At 42.3% G+C, this 26,237-nt stretch carries 16 protein-coding genes and 5 pseudogenes; 10 read left to right on the forward strand and 11 right to left on the reverse strand.

What is annotated here, in order from left to right; translation table 11 throughout:
• Positions 1 to 95: 95 nt before the first annotated feature.
• From Len3610_RS04045 to Len3610_RS04055, 3 genes are all read left to right on the forward strand, one after another.
• The gene (locus tag Len3610_RS04045; protein ID WP_176446829.1) at positions 96 to 542 is read left to right on the forward strand and encodes a redoxin domain-containing protein; all 447 of its coding nucleotides are present in this window, start codon (positions 96 to 98) and stop codon (positions 540 to 542) included.
• A 210-nt stretch (positions 543 to 752) separates the two neighbouring features.
• Complete coding sequence (locus tag Len3610_RS04050; protein WP_176446830.1) at positions 753 to 2,501, forward strand: ABC transporter ATP-binding protein; 1,749 nt, start codon at positions 753 to 755, stop codon at positions 2,499 to 2,501.
• A gap of 17 nt (positions 2,502 to 2,518) precedes the next feature.
• Positions 2,519 to 4,354 (forward strand): ABC transporter ATP-binding protein, encoded by a 1,836-nt coding sequence (locus Len3610_RS04055; RefSeq protein ID WP_176446831.1) that lies wholly within the window; start codon positions 2,519 to 2,521, stop codon positions 4,352 to 4,354.
• Between the two features lie 228 nt (positions 4,355 to 4,582).
• Here Len3610_RS04055 and cydC read toward each other — a convergent pair.
• From cydC to Len3610_RS04075, 4 genes and pseudogenes are all read right to left on the reverse strand, one after another.
• Positions 4,583 to 6,302: pseudogene (gene cydC / locus Len3610_RS04060) on the reverse strand (thiol reductant ABC exporter subunit CydC).
• Entirely contained in the window at positions 6,299 to 8,032 is a 1,734-nt protein-coding gene (gene cydD / locus Len3610_RS04065; protein ID WP_176446832.1) for a thiol reductant ABC exporter subunit CydD, read from the reverse strand. The pseudogene cydC and the gene cydD overlap by 4 nt, the downstream one beginning before the upstream one ends.
• A 104-nt stretch (positions 8,033 to 8,136) precedes the next feature.
• On the reverse strand, positions 8,137 to 9,150 hold the full coding sequence (locus tag Len3610_RS04070) for a cytochrome d ubiquinol oxidase subunit II (protein WP_176446833.1): 1,014 nt from the start codon (positions 9,148 to 9,150) through the stop codon (positions 8,137 to 8,139).
• Positions 9,147 to 10,496, reverse strand: a complete 1,350-nt coding sequence (locus Len3610_RS04075; RefSeq protein WP_176446834.1) for a cytochrome ubiquinol oxidase subunit I — start codon at positions 10,494 to 10,496, stop codon at positions 9,147 to 9,149. The genes Len3610_RS04070 and Len3610_RS04075 overlap by 4 nt, the downstream gene beginning before the upstream one ends.
• Before the next feature lie 249 nt (positions 10,497 to 10,745).
• Between Len3610_RS04075 and Len3610_RS04080 the strand changes: the two are divergent.
• Positions 10,746 to 11,406 (forward strand): annotated as a pseudogene (locus tag Len3610_RS04080) (TrkA family potassium uptake protein).
• Positions 11,407 to 11,552: 146 nt separating this feature from the next.
• Here Len3610_RS04080 and rnjA read toward each other — a convergent pair.
• The 3 genes and pseudogenes from rnjA to def all read right to left on the reverse strand — a co-directional run bounded on the left by rnjA (position 11,553) and on the right by def (position 14,719).
• Positions 11,553 to 13,218, reverse strand: a pseudogene (rnjA, locus tag Len3610_RS04085) (ribonuclease J1).
• 3 nt (positions 13,219 to 13,221) lie between these two features.
• Complete coding sequence (locus Len3610_RS04090; protein WP_176446835.1) at positions 13,222 to 13,431, reverse strand: DNA-dependent RNA polymerase subunit epsilon; 210 nt, start codon at positions 13,429 to 13,431, stop codon at positions 13,222 to 13,224.
• Between the two features lie 736 nt (positions 13,432 to 14,167).
• Positions 14,168 to 14,719, reverse strand: coding sequence for a peptide deformylase (gene def / locus Len3610_RS04095; RefSeq protein ID WP_176446836.1), 552 nt, complete (start codon positions 14,717 to 14,719; stop codon positions 14,168 to 14,170).
• Between the two features lie 266 nt (positions 14,720 to 14,985).
• Here def and Len3610_RS04100 point away from each other — a divergent pair, with 266 nt between their 5' ends.
• The 5 genes and pseudogenes from Len3610_RS04100 (at position 14,986) to lpdA (ending at position 20,882) form a co-directional block, all read left to right on the forward strand.
• Positions 14,986 to 15,720, forward strand: coding sequence for a YkyA family protein (locus tag Len3610_RS04100; protein WP_176446837.1), 735 nt, complete (start codon positions 14,986 to 14,988; stop codon positions 15,718 to 15,720).
• Between the two features lie 385 nt (positions 15,721 to 16,105).
• Positions 16,106 to 17,188 (forward strand): pyruvate dehydrogenase (acetyl-transferring) E1 component subunit alpha, encoded by a 1,083-nt coding sequence (gene pdhA, locus Len3610_RS04105; RefSeq protein ID WP_176446838.1) that lies wholly within the window; start codon positions 16,106 to 16,108, stop codon positions 17,186 to 17,188.
• Positions 17,189 to 18,166, forward strand: a complete 978-nt coding sequence (locus tag Len3610_RS04110; RefSeq protein ID WP_176446839.1) for an alpha-ketoacid dehydrogenase subunit beta — start codon at positions 17,189 to 17,191, stop codon at positions 18,164 to 18,166.
• A gap of 22 nt (positions 18,167 to 18,188) precedes the next feature.
• Complete coding sequence (locus Len3610_RS04115; protein WP_176446840.1) at positions 18,189 to 19,523, forward strand: dihydrolipoamide acetyltransferase family protein; 1,335 nt, start codon at positions 18,189 to 18,191, stop codon at positions 19,521 to 19,523.
• A pseudogene (gene lpdA, locus Len3610_RS04120) lies at positions 19,502 to 20,882 on the forward strand (dihydrolipoyl dehydrogenase). Before Len3610_RS04115 ends, lpdA begins: the two are co-directional and overlap by 22 nt.
• A gap of 219 nt (positions 20,883 to 21,101) precedes the next feature.
• Here the strand turns inward: lpdA and Len3610_RS20620 are convergent.
• From Len3610_RS20620 to Len3610_RS20255, 4 genes and pseudogenes are all read right to left on the reverse strand, one after another.
• Complete coding sequence (locus Len3610_RS20620; RefSeq protein ID WP_255259788.1) at positions 21,102 to 21,353, reverse strand: BCCT family transporter; 252 nt, start codon at positions 21,351 to 21,353, stop codon at positions 21,102 to 21,104.
• Positions 21,354 to 21,433: 80 nt separating this feature from the next.
• Positions 21,434 to 21,787 carry a BCCT family transporter gene (locus Len3610_RS20625; RefSeq protein WP_255259789.1) on the reverse strand — a complete coding sequence of 118 codons (354 nt, stop codon included), beginning with the start codon at positions 21,785 to 21,787 and terminating at the stop codon, positions 21,434 to 21,436.
• Positions 21,788 to 22,382: 595 nt separating this feature from the next.
• Positions 22,383 to 22,699 (reverse strand): annotated as a pseudogene (locus tag Len3610_RS21660) (BCCT family transporter).
• 974 nt (positions 22,700 to 23,673) lie between these two features.
• Positions 23,674 to 24,024 (reverse strand): hypothetical protein, encoded by a 351-nt coding sequence (locus tag Len3610_RS20255; RefSeq protein ID WP_217994055.1) that lies wholly within the window; start codon positions 24,022 to 24,024, stop codon positions 23,674 to 23,676.
• A gap of 1,054 nt (positions 24,025 to 25,078) precedes the next feature.
• Between Len3610_RS20255 and Len3610_RS04135 the strand changes: the two genes are divergently transcribed.
• Positions 25,079 to 25,966 carry a polysaccharide deacetylase family protein gene (locus tag Len3610_RS04135; protein ID WP_255259790.1) on the forward strand — a complete coding sequence of 296 codons (888 nt, stop codon included), beginning with the start codon at positions 25,079 to 25,081 and terminating at the stop codon, positions 25,964 to 25,966.
• Positions 25,967 to 26,237: the final 271 nt, after the last annotated feature.

Here is a 26,237-nt window from a genome sequence, read left to right on the forward strand (position 1 = left end):
GTATATATCAGTTACAGGAATAAGCTTTCCGGCATATATAATATTGGATACCATTAAAAGAATCCTTTGCATTATTAATCGATGGAGGTATAAGGATGAAATTAAGAGACAGAATGCCGGAACTGGATGGTGCCACAAAATGGCTCAATAGCAAACCATTAGCACGAAAAGATTTAATCGGTAATAAGCCAGTTTTAATCCATTTCTGGTCAATCAGCTGTGATACATGCAAAAAAGCAATGCCAAACGTGAATGAGTTACGCGATATGTATCAAGGGAAATTGAATGTTGTTGCTGTTCATATGCCGCGATCCGAAAATGATACTGATTTAAAAGAGATACGCTATGCTGCCAAAAAGCATAACATAACGGAGCCAATCTTTGTCGATAATGAAGACAATTTAACAAACGCCTATAAAAATAGACAGGTTCCGGCATATTATGTGTTTGATGCAAACGGAAAGCTAAGACATCGGCAGACCGGCAGCGGGGGATTCAATATTCTTCAGAAGCGGATTCACAGAGTTGTGAATGAAGTGTGAAGTCAGGTAACGATATGCGGCGACAAAACAGGCAGGCGTATTTTTAAACTAAAAAATTGGTAGCGCAGGATTTAAGCTTTCACTGTCAGTTTGCAGTGAAAGCTTATTTTCAATTAAAAAATTTTAAAAAAGTGTGTAAAAGGTATGGCATTTTATTTCGGGACCCGTTATATTAGATATTGTGAAAAGTCATCGGGGAGGGAGAGGGCATTGGAAATTTTTAAAAAGTTAAAGCAATTTTATTGGCCATATAAAAAATATTTCCTGACATCATTATTTTTCCTGTTTTTTGTTGTGGCCATCACAGTTGTTTATCCGATTGTTCTGCAGTTAACGATTGACGAGGTGGTGCTGGAAGAACGTTACGCTTTGATTCCGTATATAGCTGCAGGGTTTTTTCTTATTATGCTTATAAAAGCTATCTCTTCTTTTTTCCATCAATATATGGGGGATTTGTTTGGCATAACAACTGTTTATAAGCTTCGGGAAGCATTGTATGAAAAGCTTCAGGTTTTATCGTTTAAATACTTTGATAACGCCAGAACCGGCGATCTTATGTCCCGTAAGACGACAGATGTGGAAGGTTTCCGTAATTTTATTTCCTTTGGCATTTCGGATCTTATTGAAATGACAATGCTCATGTTATTCAGTCTGGCGGTTATGTTTTACTATTCTATACCACTGACACTGATCACGATGGCAGCTATGCCTTTTTTGGCAGTCGTTGTTTATAAATTTGACAAACGGGTCCATCCGGCATTCAGAGGGATTCGTAAATCATTCGGTCGTCTCAACACACGCGTACAGGAAAATATAAGCGGAATGAATACGGTGAAATCATTATCGAAAGAGGACTTTGAAGTTGGACGGTTCTCTGACAGCAATGATAACTACCGCCAGAATTATTTATATACATCCGGTATCTGGTCGAAATACTTTCCGGTCATGGAGTTTATCGGTAATGTGTGTGTGGTTCTGCTGTTGGCCTATGGCGGATATCTGGTCATCACTGATGAACTTAGCCCCGGAGCGCTCACAGCCTTTTTCAGCCTTGTCTGGTATATTATGGGACCGCTGATGAATCTGGGGTTCGTCATTAATATGTTTTCACAGGCCAAAGCATCCGGTGAACGTGTGCTGGAGATTTTGGAAGCAAAAGAAGATGTTACAGAAAAAGAAGGTGCAATCGATACACCAATCAACGGCCATGTCACATTCAAAGATGTTACATTAACGTATATCAAAGATGATGATAAAGCCTTAAAAGATATCAGTTTTGATGCCCCCGCCGGCAAAGTAATCGGTCTGAGCGGGCCGACCGGATCAGGAAAAACAAGCATTACACAACTGATTCCCCGTTTTTATGAACCGGAAAAAGGTGAGGTGCTGGTTGATGGGAGACCGGCAGACGATTACCAGCTGAAAACATTACGCAAGCATATCGGGTTTGTGCTGCAGGAGTCGTTTCTATTTTCAACGACCATCAGGGAAAATATCCGCTATGGTAACCCGGAAATACCGGAAGAAAAGATAATCGATGCTGCTAAGCGGGCACAGGCACATGATTTTATTATGGAAATGCCTAAGGGATACGATACCATGCTGGGCGAACGCGGGATGGGTTTATCCGGCGGTCAGAAACAGCGTATTGCCATTTCCCGGGCCATTTGTATCAATCCGAGTATCCTGGTGCTTGATGACGCGACATCGGCAGTTGATATGGAAACAGAATTCAAGATTCAAAAGGCTTTAAAAGAGGTTATGAAAGGGCGGACTACCTTTATCATTGCCCATCGTATCTCATCGCTTAAGCACGCTGATGAAATTCTGGTTCTCGAAGACGGGGAGATTATTGAACGTGGCAGCCATGATGAACTCGTCCGCAATAATGGTCTATATAACCGAATCTATCATATCCAGTACCAGGACAGAGAACAAATTATGTCGACAACAACATAAAAGGGAGGGAGAATGACATGGCAGAACAAACATCTAAAGCGAACCGGCATTTAAACCGGTTTTATTATACCGTTGACCATGCAGTGGAAAAACCGTTCAACTGGAAACAAATGTGGCGGCTCTTGACTTATTTGAAACCATATGCCAAAACGTACCTTCCTGGAGCTGTTATAGCGATGTTCATTTCAACAGCGGTACGTTTAATTGTGCCTATCCTGATTGGTAAGGTTGCTTTTGACGTCGTTATCGCTAATGGAAATACGACGATGCTTACTTATCTTGTCATCGGTATTGCGCTATTATATTTGCTGAGTTATATCGGAAATGTTTTTCGAATAAAATGGGTAAACATATTAGGGCAAAATGTTATCTATGACTTGCGACAGCATTTATTTTCGCATATTCAGAGGTTGTCACATCGTTTTTTTGATTCGCGTTCGGGCGGGTCGATTATTGTTCGGATTATGAATGATACGAACTCTTTGCAGGAATTGTTTACGAACGGGATTATCAATCTGCTGATGGATGTTGTAATGCTTACCGGAATCGTTGTTACATTATTGGTGTTAAGTCCGAAGCTGGCACTGGCGATTATGGTCATCCTGCCGATCATGTTCTATATTTCAACAAAACTCAGGCGGAATATCCGGCGTTCATGGCAGGACGTACGAATTCAGCAATCACGGCTGAATTCGCACCTTAATGAGAGTATACAGGGCGTCCGTATTACCCAGTCATTCTCACAGGAAAAGGCGAATTCGGAATACTTTGAAGGGCTTAATACGGATAATTTCAATAGCTGGCGCACAGCCACGAAAAAGAGTGCCATGTTTGGTCCGTTTGTGGAAATGAGCAATGCACTCGGTTCAATTATTCTCATAGCCTATGGAGCCTATCTCATTTTGCTGGGAGAGGGAAATGGCGGTATTGCCATTGGTACCTTTGTATCATTCGGTTTTTATATCGGTATGTTCTGGGAGCCGATTTCACGTCTTGGACAGATGTATAACCAGCTGCTGATGGCGATGTCTTCTTCCGAGCGTATTTTTGAGTTTCTTGACGAACAGCCGAATGTCGTTGATAAACCGGATGGCGTTGACTTAACCGATATGAAAGGACATATTGAATTCGATCGGGTTCAATTTTCCTATGATGAAGACCGGATTGCTTTGCATGAAATATCATTGGATATTAAGGCGGGTCAGACGATTGCTTTGGTCGGCCATACCGGAAGCGGGAAATCCACCATCGCCAATCTGATCAGCCGTTTCTATGACCCGACGAATGGTGCTGTCAAAATTGATGGGCATGATTTACGTGATGTCAGGCTGAACAGTCTGCGCCGCGGTATCAGCGTCGTGCTGCAGGATACGTTTATTTTCTCTGGTAACATTATGGAAAATATCCGATTCGGCCGTCCGGATGCAACTGATGAGGACGTCATTGAAGCATCCAAAGTAGTTGGAGCCGATGACTTTATCCGGCGGCTGGCAAATGGATATGAAACAGAAGTGGAAGAACGCGGCAATATCCTGTCAGCAGGTGAACGGCAATTATTATCATTTGCAAGGGCACTGCTGGCTGATCCGAAAATTTTAATTTTGGATGAAGCAACGGCAAGCATTGATACAGAGACAGAAGTTAAGATCCAAGCTGCGTTGCAACGGTTATTGGAAGGCAGAACTGCGATCATTATTGCCCACCGTCTGTCAACAATCAGGGAATCGGATAATATTTATGTGCTGGAAAACGGAAAAGTATTGGAGAACGGCAGTCACGATGAGCTTATGAAACGGCATGGCGAATATTTCGGACTGGTTAAGTCACAATTTGAAATGCTGGATGCGATGTAGGGGATAATACGACGCCTAATCCCAAAAATGGCAACCGCCTATTGTATAGAGGCAGTTGCCATTTTTAAATTTTTGAAAACAGCGTTAAGAGATCAGGTGAAAGAATATATGTCTGCAAAATCGTAATAAATTCCATAAGGGGATGTGCTAGAGCGTTCCCCGTCCAAGAGTCCATAGCCGACATACTTAAAAAAGCAGCTGTCCTAAAGCGGTGAGCTGCTTCTTTTTTTATAATAATTCTTTTTCAATCTGTTTCATTTCATAAAAGTAACCTTTTTGCTCCATCAATTCAACAAATGAGCCGGATTCAAATAATGGTGCCATGATCCATCACGATATCTGGTCATTTTCCAGGTTGGTCAGGCGATGACTGACGAGGAATAAGTGTTATCGTCTTTTTGGCTTGCTCGAAAAGATGCCTGTAGATGGCTTCTTCAGTCGGGGCATCAACAGATGATGTCGGTTCATCCAACAACCAGAGATGGTCATTCTTAAGCATCACCCGTGCTACGGCCAAACGTTGCTTTTCTCCGCCGGAAAGATTTTCGCCTTTTTCATAAACGGCATCATCCAGGGACAAATAGTCAAGTTCGACATTGGCGAGTGCTGCCTCCATTTCTTCATCCGTTAATGAATCGCCGGCAAGCAGCAAATTGCTTCTGAGAGTCCCATAGAAGAAATGGTTTTCCTGAAGGACGACATTCGTGTTTGCCCAAATGGATTCCTGGTCGATATTATCGATTGACAGACCATCTAAATGAATATCGCCCTGGTCGGCATGATTCAATTTCAATAGCAACTGGAGCAGAGTTGATTTACCTGAGCCGCTTGGTCCGACAATCGCTGTTTTTGAACCAGCCTGTAAGTTTAAATTTATATTTTTCAACGTTTGCCGTGGTTCGTCCGGGAATGAAAACGATACACCTTTCATATCAATTGTGACTGCCTGCCGGGATTGTAATTCTTTCATATCAGACGTACCTGTATCCGTTTCATCGCCTCCTTCAACGACAGCAGATAAACGGCTCGCGGCGCGTTTACTGTCTTGAAAGTGAATGGGGAATGCAGCCATGGGAGCAGCATCTTCAAAAACGGTTAACGAGATCATAACAAGCATCGCCAGAAAAATACCCTCCAGCTGTCCTTCGGTGACCAGAAAAGCCCCCAACGCCAGCACAAACCAGGAAACAACCAGTGACACGAATGAATTCACAGATTGACTATAGAGCTTATTGATGTTTTCCCGTTCCTGTTCACTGATATATGAATCGGATGACTGGATTAACTGTTGTTCTTTTTCATCCAGCTTCTGATAGATTTTCAGATCGCGAAAACCATGCAGAAACTCAGTCACTTCAGTGGATAATGTCCCCCTCTCAGTTCGCACATATTGCGTGATTCTGGCTTGCCTTAAAGCAAATATCGCCGGAACGACAAATATGGTGAGTAAAAGGCCTGCCAAGAGGACAAATGCGACATAAACGGAAAAGAACGCGGTAAACAGAATCGTGCTTAAAAATACCAATGCTAAGACAATAGGCGGATAAAAGACCCTTAGAAAGAAGTTTTGCAGTGTTTCAACATCACCGACTATCCGGGACAACAGATCACCGCTTCTGTATTTATGAAAAATTTCCGGAGCTAACGGTTCCAGTTTTTTGAAAAAGTTAACACGTAAATTGCTTAAAATGGTAAATGTTGCCCTGTGTGAAAAATAGCGTTCAGCATAACGCGCTATCGCTTTTGTAATCCCGAACAGTTTAACGGTTGATGTTATCAGAATCAACGTATAGAAAGGAGGTGTCAAGGCAGCTTTTGAGATTAGGTATCCGCTTGCTGCGAAAAGGCCGACAGACGTTATGCCGGCAATAAAACCAAAGATGATCGCATAAAGTATATCCCTTTTCTCAGCCATCATTAACCTGATGATCACCATTAAATCCTTCATTCTGCCTTCCCTCCTCGTTGAACGGATACCATTTGCCTATATTCCGGAACATGTTCAAACAGCTCGCCGTGTGTCCCTTCAGCCATCAGCTTGCCATCCTCCAGGAAAAGAATGTTATCAGCATGTTTTATGGTATGAAGGCGATGGGCGACAGTAATGACAGTCGCTTTTTCGGCCAGTTGTTTGATCGATTGCTGCAGAATCTTCTCAGTATAAAGGTCAAGTCCGGTGGTGGGCTCGTCAAACAGGATAAGCGCCGGTTTTTTCAAGAAAGCTCGTGCAAGGGCAAGGCGTTGCATTTCGCCGCCTGAAAGCCCTCGTCCAGCCTCACCAATAGGCGTATCATAACCTTCATCCAACGTTTGAATTAATTCAGCTATGCCCGCCAGTCCAGCAGCTTTTTCAATCGCTTGGCGGCTGGCATTGGAATTAGCGCCAATGGCTATATTTTCGGCGATCGTTCCTGAAAAAATATAAGGTTGCTGCGAAATATAACTTAACTGTCCAAACCAGTCGTGTTCACTGTAGTGTGTCAGCGGCAACTCATTAACGGTGATTTCCCCGCTTTCGGTAGGGAGGAGGCCGGCGATGAGATGCAGTAGTGTCGTTTTACCGGAACCGCTTCTGCCGACAATTGCCACCTGTTGATAGGGGGCGATAGTTGCTGTGATTTGCTTTAACGAAAATTGTCCTTCATCATAATTGAAATTGGCATTATTTAGCTGGATAACACCTGGCATTGAATCAACGGGCAGTACCTGGTCTCCCCATTGAACCGGTTGTATTTCCTCATTTAATGATTCGGTTACTTTTGTTGCCGCTCCTATGCTGGTCCGCCCGTTGTGAAATGTACTTCCGAGCTGCTTTAACATCGAATAAAATTCAGGAACAAGTACCAATAAAAAGAAGGCAGTAAAGAAGGAAATACGCTCATAGATAATTAGCTGAATAGCAAGTTCAAGGGCTACAATACCGATGCTGAGCATTGAAATCAATTCGAGCATAAACGAAGACGTAAAAGCAACTTTCAAAATTTCCATCGTAGCATCCCGAAAACTCAGGCTGCTTTTTTCAATGGCTTCTTGCTGTGTCTTGGCCCGTCCGAACAATTTAAGGGTGGTGAGCCCTTGTAATGTGTCCAGAAAACGACCGGAAAACGCAGCCAGTTTTTCCTGTTGTTTTTCTGATTTATTTTTTGACTGCATACCGATAATGACCATAAAAATCGGAATAAACGGAGCTGTTATAATCATAATTAAACCAGTGTTGATGTGCTGAGTAAATGCAACAATTAAAATAACCAGCGGAATAACTGTTGTCTGGATAAGTTGTGGAATATACTCACTGAAATAGCTGTCCATATCATCGACAGTATCCAGCAGAACGCTTACTTTTCCGCCTGATTGACCTCCCGCTGATTGTTTGATCGGTGTATCTGCATATTTACGCAATAGTGATTTCCGGTATTTTGCTTTGACGTTCGCGGCCATTTTGATGCCGATACGTCCATTTGCATAAGAGGACATTGTCCGGATCAGCAGTACGGCCAATAGTCCCATCAGCATCCATACGATGTCAGAAATACCTTGCTGATTCAGAAATACCTGATCAACGGCTGCCACAAGAAAATACGCCTGTAAAATAACCGCAAATGCCGTTATGAGAGACAGGATTAACAGGAATATGATTGATCGTTTATAATTGAATGTCATTTGTCCTAATCTGTTCATAGCCCTCAGGTCCCCTAAGAATAATGAGTAGTCAGTCCCGAATGATATGGACACTCCCCCAAAAACGGGGGTAACTGGCTTAAAATTGTCCAATCTGTTCAACGCTATTTCTTGCCTTTGACATACTCCGCATCGAATAAAAAGAGTTTCATTAACAAGAGCAGCGAAGGAATCAATAAGAGTAAGCCGCCGATGAATGCCACAACAAGTGCTATTCCCATTGATTCGTGTGTGGCACTGTCATAAACCGTGATAAATGGATCAAGGATGTACGGGTAATGGCCAATGCCATAGCCGAAAAAAGCAAAGAAATATTGCAGCATGACACTGATAAATGCGAGTCCGTAATTCCTTCGCCAGTATATGAGCCATGCTGCTATCATAAAGAATCCGACCGAAAGTCCGAACACCCACCATAAATCCAGCATGTTTTCATAGTGTCTCGGATTATGCTGACTCAAAAAGATAAATGTTGTCAGGGCAGCAATGATTGTTGGTGTGCTCCAAAACAGAGCAAAGTTGCGTACAAGATTTAACGCCGGATAGTCTTTAGCACGATCGGCATAAAATGTTAAAAAGACAGCACTGATAAACAGAACCGAAACAATTGCCAATGCAACGATACTCCATGATAGCGGGCTGGTGAACAATTCAAGGTATTCAAGTGAGACGACACCATTTTCTTCTGTTATAAACCCGCCCTCAGATAATGTTAAGGCAACCGATAATGAAGCCGGAATCAGCAAACCAGTCGCCCCATATAAAAACGTATAAACCATACTTTGTTTGGATCCATAGTTTTCAAACGCGTAAAACGATCCCCGGATAGCCAGTAAAATGATGGCAATGCTGCCGGGTATCAACAGCGCAGATCCGTAATAATAGGCTGTATCCGGAAAGAACCCGACAATACCGACAAAGAAAAAGACGAAAAAGACGTTTGTCACTTCCCAGACAGGCGATAAATACCTTGCGATCAGCTGGTTGATGACGTGGTCCTGCCTGGTGTATTTAGCATAAAAGGCAAAAAACCCGGCACCAAAATCAATCGAAGCGACAATCATGTACCCATACAGAAAGATCCATAATACAGAAATGCCGATTATCTCATAACTCATGATTCATCATCCTTTTCAACAGATGGATACTGTTTTTCCAATTCTTCCTCAGCAGGATTATCCCGGAATACTTTACGCAATGTTATGATGCACAATGTACCCAGCACAATATATAATGCGAGGAAAAGGAAAAACGCCAGACCGATATAAGGTGAGGAGGTAGCAGCTTCCTGAACCGTCATGTATCCTCTTATAATCCATGGCTGACGTCCCTCTTCGGCATAGACCCAGCCAAATTCAATTGCCAGCATTGCCAGAGGCCCCATCAGCACAATAAGTGACAGCATTCCCTTGTTATGTTGATTGCGTTTTTTCAGTTTACTTAAAATAAAATACAACAAAGCTACAGCAGGCAGGAAGAACCCGATTGTAACCATCAAGTCGAACATATAATGCACCCACAGCGGCGGCCAATATTCTTCAGGTGTTTCTTCCAGTCCTGTCACTTCAGCATTGAAATCAGCGTAGGCAAGAAAACTTAAGAAATTGGGGATGCGAATCTCACCAATTACCTCATGTGCATCATTCAGCCATCCAAATAGTATCAGGTCAGCACCTTCCTCAGTTTCAAAGTGCCATTCTGCTGCAGCCAGTTTTTCGGGCTGATGCTCAGCTAAGAACTTAGCGGATGAATCACCTGCTATTATCGTTACGACAGAAAATATAAACACCAATGTTAATGTAAGCTTCAACGCCTTTTTGTAGTAGACAGTCATTTTCTTTTTCAAAATCATGAATGCCGTTATAGCAGCAAGTATAGCTGCACATGTCAGATATGCAGAAGAGAGTACGTGGAACACTTTTGTTGGCGTTGCCGGGTTCAGCATGGCAGCCAGCGGGTTAACGGCTGTAAACGCTCCATCCTCGACGGCGAACCCATCCGGCGTGTTCATAAAAGCATTCACAGTGGTTATAAAAACAGCAGAAAGACCGCCCCCAATTATAATCGGCAGTGAAAATAGCCAATGAATATATTCGTTTTTAAACCGGTCCCATGTATATAAATAAATACCAATAAAGATTGCCTCAAAGAAAAATGCGAAGACTTCCATAAACAGCGGCAAGCTAATGACGTTGCCTGCAACCTGCATGAAATTAGGCCATACGAGTGACAGCTGTAAACCAATGGCCGTCCCGGTAACAACACCGACGGCTACCGTTATGACAAAGCCGCGGGCCCAGCGTCTTGCCAGCATTTTGTAATGCGGATCATTCTTTTTAATTCCGATAAACTCAGCGATGGAAATCATCAGGGGCACACCGACGCCGAGTGTTGCAAAGATGATATGAAAACCGAGCGTCATAGCTGTTAGCAATCTGCTTATTAGGACTGTATCTATTTCCATTACGTGCTCCTCCTTAATTGGAACATGAACTTGAATGAAAAAAATTATGTTTCTGACTAATATAGTTACCACTATATGTATAGTATAAACCACCACAATCCTTTGTTATATGGGGGGGTGTGACAACGGATTGAAAACTTTGTAGCAGAATCGTTACAACCACCCGAAACCACTCACGGTTCATTAATGTCAGATTTCACACAGTATGGTAGACTGTGAATAAATATAATGGAATATGGGGGAACCTGGATGAAACGTGACTATGCAGTAATCGGATTAGGCCGTTTCGGCGGCAGTATCTGTAAAGAACTCAGCTCAGAAGGCAAGCAGGTATTAGCTATTGATTTAGATGAGGATCGAATAAATGAATTTAAGAATATTGCCTCTCATGCGGTTATTGCTGATTCGACAGATGAAGCTACATTAAAAGAATTAGGCATTAAAAATATTGATCATGTGATTGTCGCTATTGGTGACAATATTCAGGCAAGCATTTTAACGACGGTTGTTTTAACAGATCTTGAGATTAAAAACATTACAGTAAAGGCACAAAATGATTATCATGAAAAGATTGTAAATCGTATTGGTGCCGATCAGGTCGTCCATCCGGAAAGAGATATGGGAAAACGGATTGCACATAATATTATCTCCAGCAATATTCTTGACTATCTCGAACTTTCTGATGATCATAGCATTGCTGAAGTGAAGGCCGGCGAAAAGATGCGCGGAAAAACGTTAGTCGAATTGATACCGGGCAAATATGGCTGTAACGTTGTTGCCATTAAAGGCGTGATAAAGATATCAATGTCTCCCCGGCAGCAGATGACGTGCTTAAAGAGGAAGATATCTGATTGTGATTGGCGCTGACAAAGACTTATCACGATTTGAAAAACGCTTGGTCATCGATTGAAAGGTATAGGGTTTTTAAGTCCATTTCAAAAATAACCTACCTTTTACCCCTACAATCGAATTGAAAATGGAAAAGGTGGCATGAAAAATTATTTTTTTCATGCCACCTTTTTTAAACTTTTTTCGATTGTAGTAGTGAATCGTTCATTAAACTTCCATAATGATCGGCAAAATCATTGGTCTGCGTTTTGTTTTTTCAAAGAGGAATGGTGCAATTGTATCGGTTATTTCATTTTTAATTTCAGACCATTGGCTTGTTTTGCGTTCCATTACTTTGTCCAAATGTTTGGCAACAAGTTTTTGGGCTTCATTGATCAGGTCTTCGGATTCCCGCATGTAAACAAATCCGCGGGAGATTAATGTCAGGACCCGATGCAATCCCTGAATTCTTTCATGTAATACTGACCACATCATGACAAGTCCTTCTTCAGAAAGGATACGACGGTCACGTAAAACGATATTGCCAATATCGCCGATTCCGCTTCCATCAACATAAATGGAACCTGATGGGATTTTCCCGGCAATCATCGCATTGTCACTGCCTAATGCCAATACATCGCCGTTATCCATGACAAATGAGTTGGTTGGATCAATGCCGCACGCTTCACCTAGTTTGAGATGTTCTTTCAACATACGGTATTCACCATGAATCGGCATAAAATACTTAGGCTTCATCAGTCTGAGCATCAGCTTTTGTTCATCCTGGCTCCCGTGACCGGATGTGTGTATATCACTTAGTGGACCATGAATCACATCTGCTCCGGCACGATACAGTTTATTGATTGTCCGGCTGACGCTTACAGTATTTCCAGGGATTGGTGATGATGAAAATACGACCGTATCACCAGGGATAATTTGTATTTGACGGTGTGTACCATTCGCTATTCGGGACAGTGCTGCCATTGGTTCACCTTGTGAACCCTGTACACAGGATAGTCACTTTATGTGCAGGCAGGCGGCTGATTTGGTTCGGCTCATAAATGTATCTTTGGGTGCCTGGATATAGCCCAATTCCTGGCCGATACGAATAGACGATTCCATACTGCGTCCGAATACAGCTATTTTTCGATCGTGTTTGACAGCCGCTTCAACGACTTGCTGCAGACGATATATATTTGATGCAAATGTTGCAAAAATCAACCGTCCTTCTATCTTGCTGAATATATCATGGATATTCTGCCCGACAACCCGCTCGGACATTGTAAAACCCGGAACTTCACTATTAGTACTATCTGAAAGCAGACAAAGTACGCCTTCTTTGCCGATTTCAGCCATTTTGGTCAGGTTTGCAGGCTCGCCAACTGGTGTAAAGTCAAATTTGAAATCACCCGTATGAACGATATTTCCCGGCGGTGTTTTAACTACGATACCATATGAATCAGGAATACTATGGGTTGTACGGAAAAAGGAAACGGATGTTTTACGGAATTTGACAACATCGTCCTCTTGAATTGTGTTTAGCTTGGCATTTCGCAACAAGCCATGTTCTTCCAATTTGTTTCGAATTAAGCCAACTGCAAGTTTTCCGGCATAGATAGGCACATTTATTTCACGCAGCAGGTAAGGGATCCCTCCGATATGATCCTCGTGCCCGTGCGTTATGAATAACCCTTTGATTTTATCCTGGTTTTGTGTCAGATAGGTGTAATCAGGAATGACATAATCGATACAAAGCTCGTCCCGGAAAATTTTTAATGCCGGCGTCGACCAGGATAATTTCATCCTGGAACTGGATACCATATGTGTTTTTTCCGATTTCGCCCAATCCACCTAATGCAAAAACCGCTGTTTGATCATTTTTAACAAACTTCATTCGTTAGACGTTCTCCAGCTCAAAATGTTCGGATTGCTTCTCATAAGCTAAATGTGCATCATCCAATGCCTGAATAAATTCAATGTTATAGTTGCGGTCGGCCAGTTTGTGTCGTACTTCTCTTTCGGAGTCAGCTTCAATATATGCGCTATTGGTTCGTTCGCGCACAGGTATTTCATCAGGTAATTCCTGATATAATACTTTAAAAATCAATATTATCTCTCCTAACGTTCAATTCTTCATTTAAAAACTGTTATATTCCGTATTCCTGTTCAATGTGGTATTTTTCCATTAAAAAAATAGCTGGTGCCGGCGGATTGAGCAGGAGATTGCGAATTTATACCTGCGTGTATGATCCAGCCGCACAGTATATTTATGCATGGATTTTCCGCAGCAAGCTTTCTTGCTTAAAACCTTCTTCAGCAAACGAGAAGGTAATGGATTTACACCCGGTCAATCCACAGGTCTGTCAACCGCTATTTTGATCTTTAACCTTGGAATGACAGGGTGAGTTTCGAGTCCCGGGTCCCTGTATGATTGGTTTATTCAAGGTAGTCCTTTTCAAACGTCGTTGGTACACGTCCTCTGCCAAGAAAATCCTTCCAGCGTTTTTTCAGCTTTTCTCTTAGGCGTTTTAGCATGAGATATGCATCTCCTTTCAGTCTTTTAAGAAAAGCAATAAAAACGTTCTACCGATCCAATCCCTCTTACTTATAGTATAATACGGTTTGAACAATTTTGAAATAAAAACACTGCATTTGTTTAAAAAAGATTTGCTTTTTGCATTTTAAAAACTGGTTTAGCGTTATTTTCTTATCAATTATTTTTTGCTGCTTATGTAAAATTATACAGGAACCTATGAATATAGATTCCTGCAGTCATGAATGATCTCACATATAAATGAGCAGTACCTTTCGGGATAGAGCACCCTGCTGAATGACGTTTGACTTTATCCAATTGGTTTGGAATTGTCCGGAATAGCGAACGGATTTTCCTGGTTAATGTGGTCATAGAACATGACGCCGTCCAAGTGGTCAATTTCATGCTGCACGACGATTGCGGCATAGCCACGTAAGCGTAATTTAATTTCATTGCCATCGATTCCAAAGGCTTTAACGGTAACGCGGGCATTACGGGGCACATAGCCTTCCACGTCACGGTCAACAGAAAGGCAACCCTCACCTGAAGACAAGTATGCTTGTTCAACTGAATGGCTGATTATTTTAGGGTTAATTAAGCCATAGCTATACAGTTTTCCTTTTAAATCCTCAAAATGAACGGCACACATTCGTTTATTAATGCCAAGTTGTGGTGCAGCTAACCCGACTCCGGCCCTTAAATTATACTCACCCGCAATTTCTTCATTCTGACTGTTTTTAATAAAGTCCAGCATGTCGTTTAATAGCTGTATATCCTCTTCAGAAGGAGGGACTGGTACTTCCCTGGTTTTTTCACGTAAAGACGGATGTCCCTCACGAACAATATCATCCATTGTTATCATTGTCTGACACTCCCTAGCTTATTCACAAAGGTTGTTCAAAAAGTCCTGAGAATAATCCCCTTCAACTTTTCAATTAATTCGCTGTCCAAATGGATATGGGACTTCCTGAACACCTTCCAACAGTAGTATTTTAACATAATATACGTCGATACATCATAAATTTGCTGCAGGACAAGAAAAAATTTATAGGTAAAAACCGTTTTGCAACTGTGATATGTTATACTAAATTGTAAAATTCGTAATAAGTCTGAGAGGAGATATGTTAAGTGATATGGAAAAAGTCATCATTCATAAGTTTATTCGTCCTAATATTGATACTGTCTGCCTGTAACGGCACAGCAACATCTGAGCAAATTTATAATCATTTGGAAAAAGCCGTTGAACATGAACAGACGTTTGAAAAACAGCAAAATCAAATTGTCGAACTTGAGCAGGAAGAACAGGAAATATACAGTGAAATTATTGATTTGAGTATGGAGGAGTTCGATCAGATAGAAGAATTGGCCAATCAGGGACTTGACAATATTGAAACAAGAAGTGAAAAAATTGATCTGGAAAAAGAAAGTATCGATGCTTCCAGAGAAGAGTTTTCAAACATTGAGGATATGATTGGTGATTTGGAGGAAGAATCGGCAAACGAAAAAGCGGATCAAATGTACAGCACTATGATGGAACGCTATAATGCTTATGATAAGCTGCATGAGTCTTATTCTGAGTCGTTGACACTGGAAGAGGAGTTATATACGATGCTGCAGCAGGAAGACCTTGAGCAGGAAACACTGTCAGATCATATAACAAATCTTAACGAGAGTTATCAAAACGTTATCGAATCCAACGAAACGTTTAACCAGCTAACGGATGACTATAATGGGTTGAAAGAGGAATTTTATCAAGCTGCCGGGATTGAAGTGGAATATGAAGAAAACCCTGGATCCGGGGAACAGGAAAGCAATTCGGATGAATCAACTGAATCAGAACAAGAAGCAGAATCAGATGAATAACTCATCTGGTTCTTTTTTTTGTTGTTCAGGTTCCATTTTATTAATACAGATTCACAAACCTGTTATAACAGTTCATTTAATCGGGGAGTGAAATAGCCCGTGGAATCCAATGTAAACGCTGCCAACACTGTGAAAAAATGAAAAAACTAAAACAAAACAATTGACCAAATGAGTCTGTATAGGCTACACTTTAAACTGAATCATGAATTGTACCAGTAATTTTTGCTTTCAGGATGTAACAGTTTCCTGTCTTTGTGTGCAACATGATTAATGCTGATTAAAAAAGGGAACACGTTTTAAAGCAAATCGGGTACAGTTTTTTTCATATTTTGGGAAGGCTAGAAAAGAATATAAATAGTCAAACAGAAAGGAAGAGGTGAAGATTTTGAAAGACGTACTTGAAAGTATCGAGAGTCAGTTCGAAATGTTCCAGGTTCTTGACGAAAATGGTGAGGTAGTTAATAAAGACTGGATGCCTGATCTTTCAGATGATGATCTGAAGGAACTGATGCGTCGGATGGTCTATACAAGAGTGCTTGATCAGCGTTCTATCGCGTTGAACCGTCAAGGGCGTTTAGGCTTTTATGCCCCTACAGCCGGTCAGGAGGCATCTCAACTGGGAAGCCACTATGCACTTGAGGAAGATGATTTTATACTTCCGGCATACCGTGATGTGCCGCAGCTTATTTGGCATGGTCTTCCGTTATATCAGGCTTTTCTTTTCTCCAGAGGACACTTTCATGGTAATCAGTTCCCTGAAGGTGTAAATGGTTTGAGCCCGCAAATTATTATCGGAGCCCAAATAACACAGGCGGCTGGTGTTGGATTAGGACTTAAAAAACGCGGTAATAAAGCCGTCGCTGTTACATACACCGGTGACGGCGGGACCTCCCAGGGTGACTTTTATGAAGGCGTCAATTTTGCAGGTGCTTACGGTGCTCAAACGATTTTCTTTGTGCAAAATAACCAGTTTGCTATATCAGTTCCGGTTGAAAAGCAAACAAATGCAAAAACGCTTGCACAGAAAGGTGTCGCGGCTGGTGTCGAAAGTTATCTGGTGGATGGCATGGATGTTTTTGCGGTTTATGCTGCGACAAAGAAAGCCCGCGAACGTGCTCTTAACGGTGAAGGGCCGTCACTGATTGAAACGATGACTTACCGTTATGGCCCGCACACCATGGCCGGAGATGATCCGACACGCTACCGGACAGAGGATATGACGAATGAGTGGGAAAAACGAGATCCGATTGTCCGTCTTCGCAAGTTTCTTGAAGGAAAAGATCTCTGGTCAGAAGACGAAGAAAATAAAGTGATTGAGGATGCCAAAGAAGATATTAAGAAAGCTATTAAAGAAGCGGACGATTATCCAAAACAAAAAGTGACCGATTTAATTGATATCATGCATGACGAACTTCCAAACAACCTGCAGGAGCAAATGGAAGAATACAAAGAAAAGGAGTCGAAGTAAATGGCACAAAAAACAATGATTCAAGCAATCACTGATGCAATGTATCATGAATTAAAAAATGATGAAAATGTGCTTGTATTCGGTGAAGATGTTGGGCAAAATGGTGGCGTATTCCGCGCAACAGAAGGATTACAGGATGAATTCGGGGAAGATCGTGTATTTGATACGCCTCTTGCCGAATCAGGAATCGGCGGCCTTTCACTTGGTCTTGCACTGCAGGGATTTCGTCCGGTACCGGAAATTCAGTTTATCGGCTTTACTTATGAAGCAATGGATGCCATTAACGGTCAGATTGCACGGATGCGCTATCGTTCAGGTGACAGCAAGTCCGCACCGATTACGATTCGTACGCCTTTTGGCGGCGGTGTTCATACGCCGGAGCTGCATGCAGATTCTCTGGAAGGACTCATTGCACAGCAGCCGGGCATTCGAGTCGTTGTTCCATCAACACCATACGATGCCAAAGGACTCCTGATTTCTTCAATCCGGAATAATGATCCGGTCTTTTTCATGGAACATATGAAATTGTACCGTTCATTCCGTGCTGAAGTACCGGATGAAGACTACACAGTAGATTTGGATAAAGCGGATATTAAACAGGAGGGCAAAGATGTAACACTCATTGCATACGGTGCTATGGTTCACACAGCGCTAAAAGCTGCCGAGGAACTGGAAAAGGATAATATTGAGGCTGAAGTAATTGATTTACGCACGATTTCTCCTGTGGATATGGAAACGATTGTTGAATCGGTGAAGAAAACAAATCGTGTTGTTATGATCCAGGAAGCACAACGTCAGGCAGGAGTTGCTGCCCACGTGATTTCGGAAATTCAGGAACGTGCCATCCTCCATCTCGAGGCTCCGGTTCTGCGTGTGACTGCACCTGACACTGTGTATCCATTTTCTCAGGCAGAAGAAGTATGGTTGCCAACGCATAAAGATGTGATTGATAGAGTAAACGAGGTAATTAACTTTTAAAGAATGATTGGAGGTTGTCATAATGGCGTTTAATTTTAAGCTGCCTGATATTGGTGAAGGTATTCATGAGGGTGAAATCGCCAAATGGTTCGTCAAAGAAGGCGATGAAGTACAAGAGGATGATGTACTATGTGAAGTGCAGAACGATAAATCCGTTGTCGAAATCCCTTCACCGGTTGAAGGAACAGTTACAAAAGTCCATGTTGACGAAGGAGAAGTAGCGGTTGTAGGCAATACACTTATTTCATTTGATGCTGAAGGCTACGAATCAGACGATGAGGAAGAGGAAGAAGACGAACAGGAAGATACAGGAAAAACCGAAGAAGCTTCAGAATCAACAGATGAATCAAAAGACGATGATGAAAAATCGGCTGATGAATCGAAATCCGAAGAGACGGATTCTGATGATAAACGCGTTATCGCAATGCCATCCGTCCGTAAATATGCCCGTGATAATGATGTAAAAATTCAGGAAGTGCAAGGTTCAGGTAAAAACGGCCGAATTTTAAAAGAAGACGTTGACAGTTACTTAAGCGGCGAAGGACAGGCTGAAGAACCTGCAGAAGCAGAAGGAGAGACAGAACAGCCGGCTGCAGCGCAGGCATCTAAAGGCGATTATCCTGAGACACGTGAGAAAATGAGCGGCATCAGGAAATCAATTGCCAATGCAATGGTCAATTCCAAAACGAAAGCACCACATGTCACGCTTATGGACGACGTGGATGTTACCGAGCTTGTCGCACACCGGAAGAAATTCAAAGAAGTTGCTGCTGAACAGGACATTAAACTGACCTACTTGCCATACGTAGCGAAAGCATTGATTTCAGCATCGAAGAAATACCCAATATTAAATGCTGCGGTGGATGATGATACCAACGAAATCATTTACAAGCATTATTACAACATTGGTATTGCCGCGGATACAGACAGAGGCTTGCTGGTCCCTGTTGTCAAAGATGCAGATCGCAAATCAATCTTTGCCATCTCACAGGAAGTCAATGAATTGGCAGAAAAAGCTCGCAGTGGTAAACTGGCTCCTGAAGAGATGAAAGGTGCTTCCAACACGATTACAAACATCGGGTCTGCCGGTGGTCAGTGGTTCACACCGGTTCTTAATTATCCGGAAGCCGTCATTCTTGGTATCGGGCGCATCCAGGAAAAACCGATTGTTCGTAATGGGGAAATTGTTGTAGCACCAGTATTGGCAGTATCCTTAAGTTTTGACCATCGTATTGTCGATGGGGCAACTGGACAGCTGGCACTTAATCAGATCAAACGGCTGTTGAACGATCCACAATTATATGATGGAGGCGTGAATTATGGTGGAGATTTCCAATTGAAACAGACACACTTGTAGTGAGCAGGACCTGGCGGCTTGTAGCTGCCATCCGTGCTGCTCCAAAAGGACCAAAAAGTGACATAGTGGAGAAGGGATTTAGGCGGCGTTTGCCTGAATGTCGGCTGTATTCCTTCAAAGGCCGTTATTGAAGCCGTCACAAGACACAATATGCGCATGGTAATGAAGAATTGGGCATTACAACTGAAAATGTTTCGGTTGATTTTTCCAAAGTCCAGGAATGGAAAGGGCAGGTTGTCAATAAGCTGACCACAGGCGTTGAGAGTCTGCTGAAAGGCAATAAAGTGGATATTGTGAAAGGCGAAGTTTACTTTGTTTGATAAAAATACAGTTAAAAGTCATGGATGAAAAGATCCACAGTCGTACAAATTCAATACTGCATTATTGCAACCGGGTCAACGCCAATCGAGATTCCGAACTTCAAATTTTCAGATCGCGTACTTGATTCGACAGGCGCGCTGGATCTTAAGGAGATCCCTGAAAAAATGGTTGTTGTCGGCGGTGGCTACATTGGTATTGAATTAGGCACTGCCTATGCAAACTTCGGCACGGAAGTAACGGTTCTGGAAGGTACAAAAGAAATACTCGGTACATTCGAAAAACAACATAAGCAGCCGGTCAAAAAAGGCTTGAAAAACAAAAATGTTAATGTTGTTACAGAAGCCATGGCTAAAGGTGTTGAGGAATCTGAGGATGGCGTGAAAGTTACTTATGAAGTCAATGATAAAGAAGAAACAGTTGAAGCGGATTATGTTCTGGTAACCGTTGGCCGCCGTCCAAATACAGATGAACTTGGACTTGAACAAGTTGGTATCGAAGTAGATGATAAAGGACTTATTAAAATTGATAAACAATGCCGTACAAGTGTTGATAACATTTATGCTATCGGTGACATTGTTGAAGGACTTCCGCTTGCACATAAAGCATCTTATGAAGGAAAAATTTGCTGCGGAGGTCATCGGCGGTGAAAAATCTGAAATTGATTATCTTGCCATTCCTTCTGTTGTTTTCTCTGACCCTGAGCTTGCCAGTGTCGGCTATACAGAACAGGAAGCAAAAGATGCCGGTTATGATGTGAAAGCATCGAAATTTCCATTTGGCGCAAATGGCCGTGCATTATCATTGAACGACACAGATGGCTTTATAAAACTGATCACCAGAAAAGAAGACGACTTGGTAATTGGCGCACAGGTTGCCGGACCAAATTCCAGTGATGTTATTGCGGAAGTAGGCTTGGCAATCGAAGCAGGCATGACAGCTGAAGATATTGCACTTACCATTCATGCACATCCAAGTCTGGGTGAAACAGTCATGGAAGCTGCTGATGTCGCATTGGGAACACCAATTCATACAATGTAAAAAACAAAAATGGAAAACACAGGTTGAAAAAGATCTGATAATTAAGCCACGTCCCCGTTTATTACGGACGTGGCTTAGCTTTTATTCTGAATGTCTGATTCTCCAGTCGTGCATCCAGAGAAAACCTAAAAGCCGGTACATCCAGACTGTAGTGCATATGCCTGCATTCACTAAAAAAACTGTCCAGAATTGAATGTTCATTCTGGACAGTTTTATGCATTATAATTCTCTGTCATCCTCAGCATCAGGAAGTGCTTCTTCAAATCCTTTGCGCATTCTCCTGAGTTCTTTTCGCTGCTTTTCCCGGAACTCCGGATCATGTTCGCGCTGTTTCCTTTCCATTTGCAAAATGCCATGTTCGCTTCTCAGTACTTTAATGAGCGAAATGCACATAAAAATCATTAAAATCGCGAACGGGAATGCTGCAATCAGCATGGCCATTTGGATGGCTGAACAGCCCGCCGGGACCACAATAGAACGCAGCAGTCCGGCAAGGACAATCCCCCAGATAATTCTTTACGCCCGTTCCTGTTTAACCCTGCCTCCAGTTGTCAGCATGCCAAGCACAAAATGTACCGGAATCGGCAGACGATGAAGAAGGATGCAATCAAGAGCACTGCGATACCCATACAAACGGCTGCGATTGGCTGTGACTCAAGAAATGCAAATAACGCGACTTCATTGCCCGCCTCGTTCATTAACTGATGGATAATGCCGCCTTGGGCTTGATCCATTTCTAATCCGGCAATACCGAAAACGGAAAACCAGAAGGCACTGAATATGACCGGAACTAAAGTTACCCCGATAACAAATTCACGAATTGTCCTTCCTCTGGAAACCCGGGCAATAAAGGTTCCGACAAATGGCGACCAGCCAATCCACCAGGCCAGTAGAAGAGTGTCCATGAATTAAAGGAACTCTCTGTCACCGGGTAAAGGTATCATGCCCAGTCATGTTTGGAAGTTTGTAATTAATTACCCACTGTTGTTGTAAATGACTCGACCATCCGTACAGAGTTGCCGAGAAAGAAAACAAAGAGCATCAATACGACGGCAAACAATATTTGTCAGCTCAAATAACGATTCCCCGGTAATCCCTGTAGAAGCAGAAAGCATAATAATACGTGATAACGAAAAATGACAATCAGATTGGTCATCAGGTTATTGGAATGCCTTCAAAGGTATAGTTCAAACCTGCTGTAATCTGTGTTGCACCAAGTCCAAGCGATGTTGCTATACAAAGACCGTAGCAAAAACGGCCAGTGTATCGATGGCAACCCCAAGCCGCCTTTAGATGTCGCCGATCAGCGTGCAAAAGCGGAACTGATCAACGCACGGGCCACGATGGCGGAATTTAAATAAGCAAAGTGCCAATGCAAGCACCGCATATGTAGCCATGGATGAATCCCAGTGGAATAGGTGTGCCTGCATGGACTCTTCCTCAGCTGCTACTGTTTCAGGATCAGCAAGAAGGAGGAATAATAATGTGTCACAGGTTCAGTCACACCATAGAATACGAGACCAACCCCATGCCGGCGGTGAACAGAAATGCAAACCAGTAAAAGTAACTATATTCCGGTTTATCATCCGGCTTGCCAAGCTTGATACTCCATAAGGCCCAAAGATCAAATACAATGCAAGCACAACAAATCCTGTCATAACCATCAAATAAAACCAGCCAAATGTGTTCGAAATAAAGCTGTCGACTATGCCTAATACATAACCCACATTATCAGGGAAAAAAGCTCCCCAAATAATAAATAAAGATATTATCGGAATTGATACCCAAAAAACAGATGTAATCGTTTTGGATTTAATAGTAAAACCTCCCTATATTTTTTGCCAAAACTCTTATAGTATAACAATGAACATAGACATTGGCAAACCCTGAACTTAAGCCTAACACTCTTCATAAAGGGCTTCCCGATGGATCGTTGCCTGAGATCAGGCTCCAATTTTCACCTCCTGTTTATTGCATCCTTTCTCAATTTTTGCTTTTTTTCTTAAACATTAACCGTTGTCACGGGTGAACTATACTATCTGTACTGCTATTTATCGATTCGTCGACATTACTTCCTAACTTTCATTGCAATCGTTATTTCCAGTACTTTCGATGGGTAACAATTTTCAATCTATGTACATTTATTTTGTCCCGGTTGGTAAATAATAACCACTTACCTCTAAATGTTTGCAATATCCCAGGACCGCCCCGCAAAGCAGAGTATGGTCGAAATTAAGCGAATGACTGATACAAATCCACGTTTAATTTCATCCCGGGAAACCCGGGCAATGAATGTTCCAATAAATGATGATTCGACAAATCCGGCACACTCTATTATTTAAACATAACATCCACTGAAGTTAAACCAAAACCCTATTTTTTATACTGTTAACTTATACCCAAATAATCGTCATATAACCTGGATTCCCGCCTACTCATAACGAGGTAGGCGGGTAACACTAATTTCCATAAAATCTCTTTTTGCTTGCTAAGGAAGTTCGCCAATACGCGTTCTTCCCTGGCGCTCAAAGTATTCTATAACATCCAGTTGATCCAGCACGCTCTGTAACGGTATATTTTAATAAATCGTATCTTGCATTTGTTTTTTGATATAAGAAGATAGATGAGCGCCACAAACCCACCAAAAAAGTTCCCCATCAAGACTCTGTTCGGATGATACCAGTGTGCGGCGCATGTTCAGCCGTCCTTTCAGATCCCGAACGCTTTTTCAACAACGTCCTATTGCGGTAAAGCTCCAAATGCAGCGATGGCGCCCATCGTTTCATTGTCATCAGCGCAAAATATCCAAAATATCGCTTGGCTTTGTGACAGCCTCTTTCTTTGACGGTGACTTTGTCCCGCGTCGGTGTTTTGTCTCAAAATACGTTTGATACTGCTTTTTCATGTCCGGAGCCTTTTCCCCTGATTCCAATTCACGAGCAGGTTGATTAACTTGCGTCAATGCTTTTTCATCCTCCGCGGCCCGGTCAATTGTAATAAAAGTGAATGTACATAACGCCTGGACTGTGTCAGGGCGTCTCCTTATAAAGGACGTTGCTGCGTATAATGCCACGTTGTCCGGACCGTGCGGCATATAACTCGTATTTCTCACTGTAGTGTTCAAACGATCGAAAGCCGTCATAGATGGCATCCAGTTCTTTCGGACGAAAGTAAGAGACATTTACGGAGACCAGGAACTTCAGATGGTTTTCAACAAAGCGTGATATTTCCTGACTGGTAGAAGCCTCTGTCCATGACCAGCTTCACCTTGGAGAAGCCAAGCATATCCAAATCGGCAAGCAGTTTCTGACGGTCTTGGAATCCGGATATTACCGCCAGTTTGCGATAATAAAACGGCAGGTTGGATGTTCGCCGAACACCAACGCCAGTTTAGCTGAGGCAGTGGTCGTTTTCTTTATTCAGCCGTATTGGACCTGTCTCAAAAGTCGGACTGGCTGGATATGTGTGATATCATAGGCCCAAAATCCTTTTCCGTCCGCCGTCCCTGCAGCTGGAAGAACTATATTTCGCGTCTTCGTGATGGACGCGAACAGGTCGGCGCTCGCTGAGACGTGATGTTTGGACCGTAAGGATGTTTATGTAAATGACTCCATTTTCAAAACGGTAGAGGCGGGGAGCGCTGTCCCCAGGACAGATAGTATGCGATGATAGAATCTTGCGATACTCGGGAAAACACGCTTTAGGTCTTCTGTAACCGGTATTGGCACCGATTTGATCCAGAAGATAAGTAGCGCCGTAAAAATAACGTGACGTTTGCACAGATGGACAGGACCTCTCTTTGCCACGGTATGCGCCTCTTTATTTTTTCCGTCCTCTGCCGTCTGTCGGGACAATTTCCGGTTTACTGTCCACCCCGTCCGATTAAGGTTCCTTTGATCGGGATTGGCGCTTGTCTTTGTCCCAGTATGAAATGGACTCATACCGCATAGTATCCCTGAAACGCTTATCTGTTTGATAGACGATAGCCATTTTTCCGCCTCCTCGTTATGTATATTGTAACACATAACGAGTATAAAAACAATAAAAATGGGCATGAAGCCCACCATTATCGGATTTTCACCTGATATCGTATGTTATGGCGGGAATCCAGGATATAAACAAAAAAAGCATAGTCAAGCCAGTGTACTTTACTATATAATGAAACCAGCAGCAGAGAGCATAAGGAGGACAAGACATTGAAAAACATTATTTGGGTTTTATTTGCCGCAGCTCTGCTGATGACTGCTTGTGCAGATGAAACAACTGATGTCGAAAAAACTGAAGAGGATACGACCGAACAGGAGAAAACAGAAGAATCAACAGCAGATACCTCTGATGCCAAACAGAATGAGTCTGAGGATGAAGAAAAGGCCAGCGGGCAGTCAGATAAGGGGGAAACGGTTCAGGAGAATATTTCAGAACCAGAATATAAAATCGATGAAAATGATTCTTCAGTCGTGCCAATCAGTGAAAAGGGCAATGAAAAAGCAGTATTACTGACAATCGATGATGTACCTGATGGACATGCCTTAAATATGGCAAAAACGTTAAAAGATTTGGACGCAGGTGCCATATTTTTTGTTAATGGTCATTTTCTTGAAACCTCTGAAGATAAGGAAACAGTGCAGCAAATTCATGATATGGGATTTGCAATAGGCAATCACACTTACAATCATGAGCTATTGCCTGATTTGTCAACGGAGGAGCAAGAAGAAGAAATTGTCAGTCTGAGTGATACGATTGAAGATATTATTGGGGAACGCCCGCAATTTTTCAGAGCCCCTCATGGTGCTAATACAGATTTCACGAAACAGCTTGTTGAGGATGAGGGTATGGTTTTGATGAATTGGACGTATGGGTATGACTATTTTGAACCATATATGGATGCCGAAAAGCTGACAGAAGCAATGGTTACAGGTAAAGGACCGGAAGCGGATGTTCCTCACAGCCTGCTGAAACCGGGCGCCAATCTGCTGATGCATGACCGTGAATGGACTGCTGAAGCTTTAGAAGATATTGTAATCGGTCTCCGTGACAAGGGATATGAAATAGTAGATCCTGAATTAATTCAGACAGTAAATTAAAGCAAAGTTTTCAATGATACAGATTTAACTATAAATAGTAAGCGAAACAGATTAAAACAGCCGGCTGCAGGTATCAGCTGGCTGTTTATATACACAAAAACTTAATCTTTCAATATGTTATACTAATTAACGATTGACACACTATTATTCATACTATAATTAAATATAATAAACAAACGAACAAAAGATGTGACAAGTGGTACTATCGTATGTCAGGACTGTCATGAAATTATAGGGCATTTAATGATGAAAAAGTAAACGACATTTTATG

The organism is Lentibacillus sp. CBA3610 (assembly GCF_013373365.1).
Taxonomy (GTDB): Bacteria; Bacillota; Bacilli; order Bacillales; family Amphibacillaceae; genus Lentibacillus.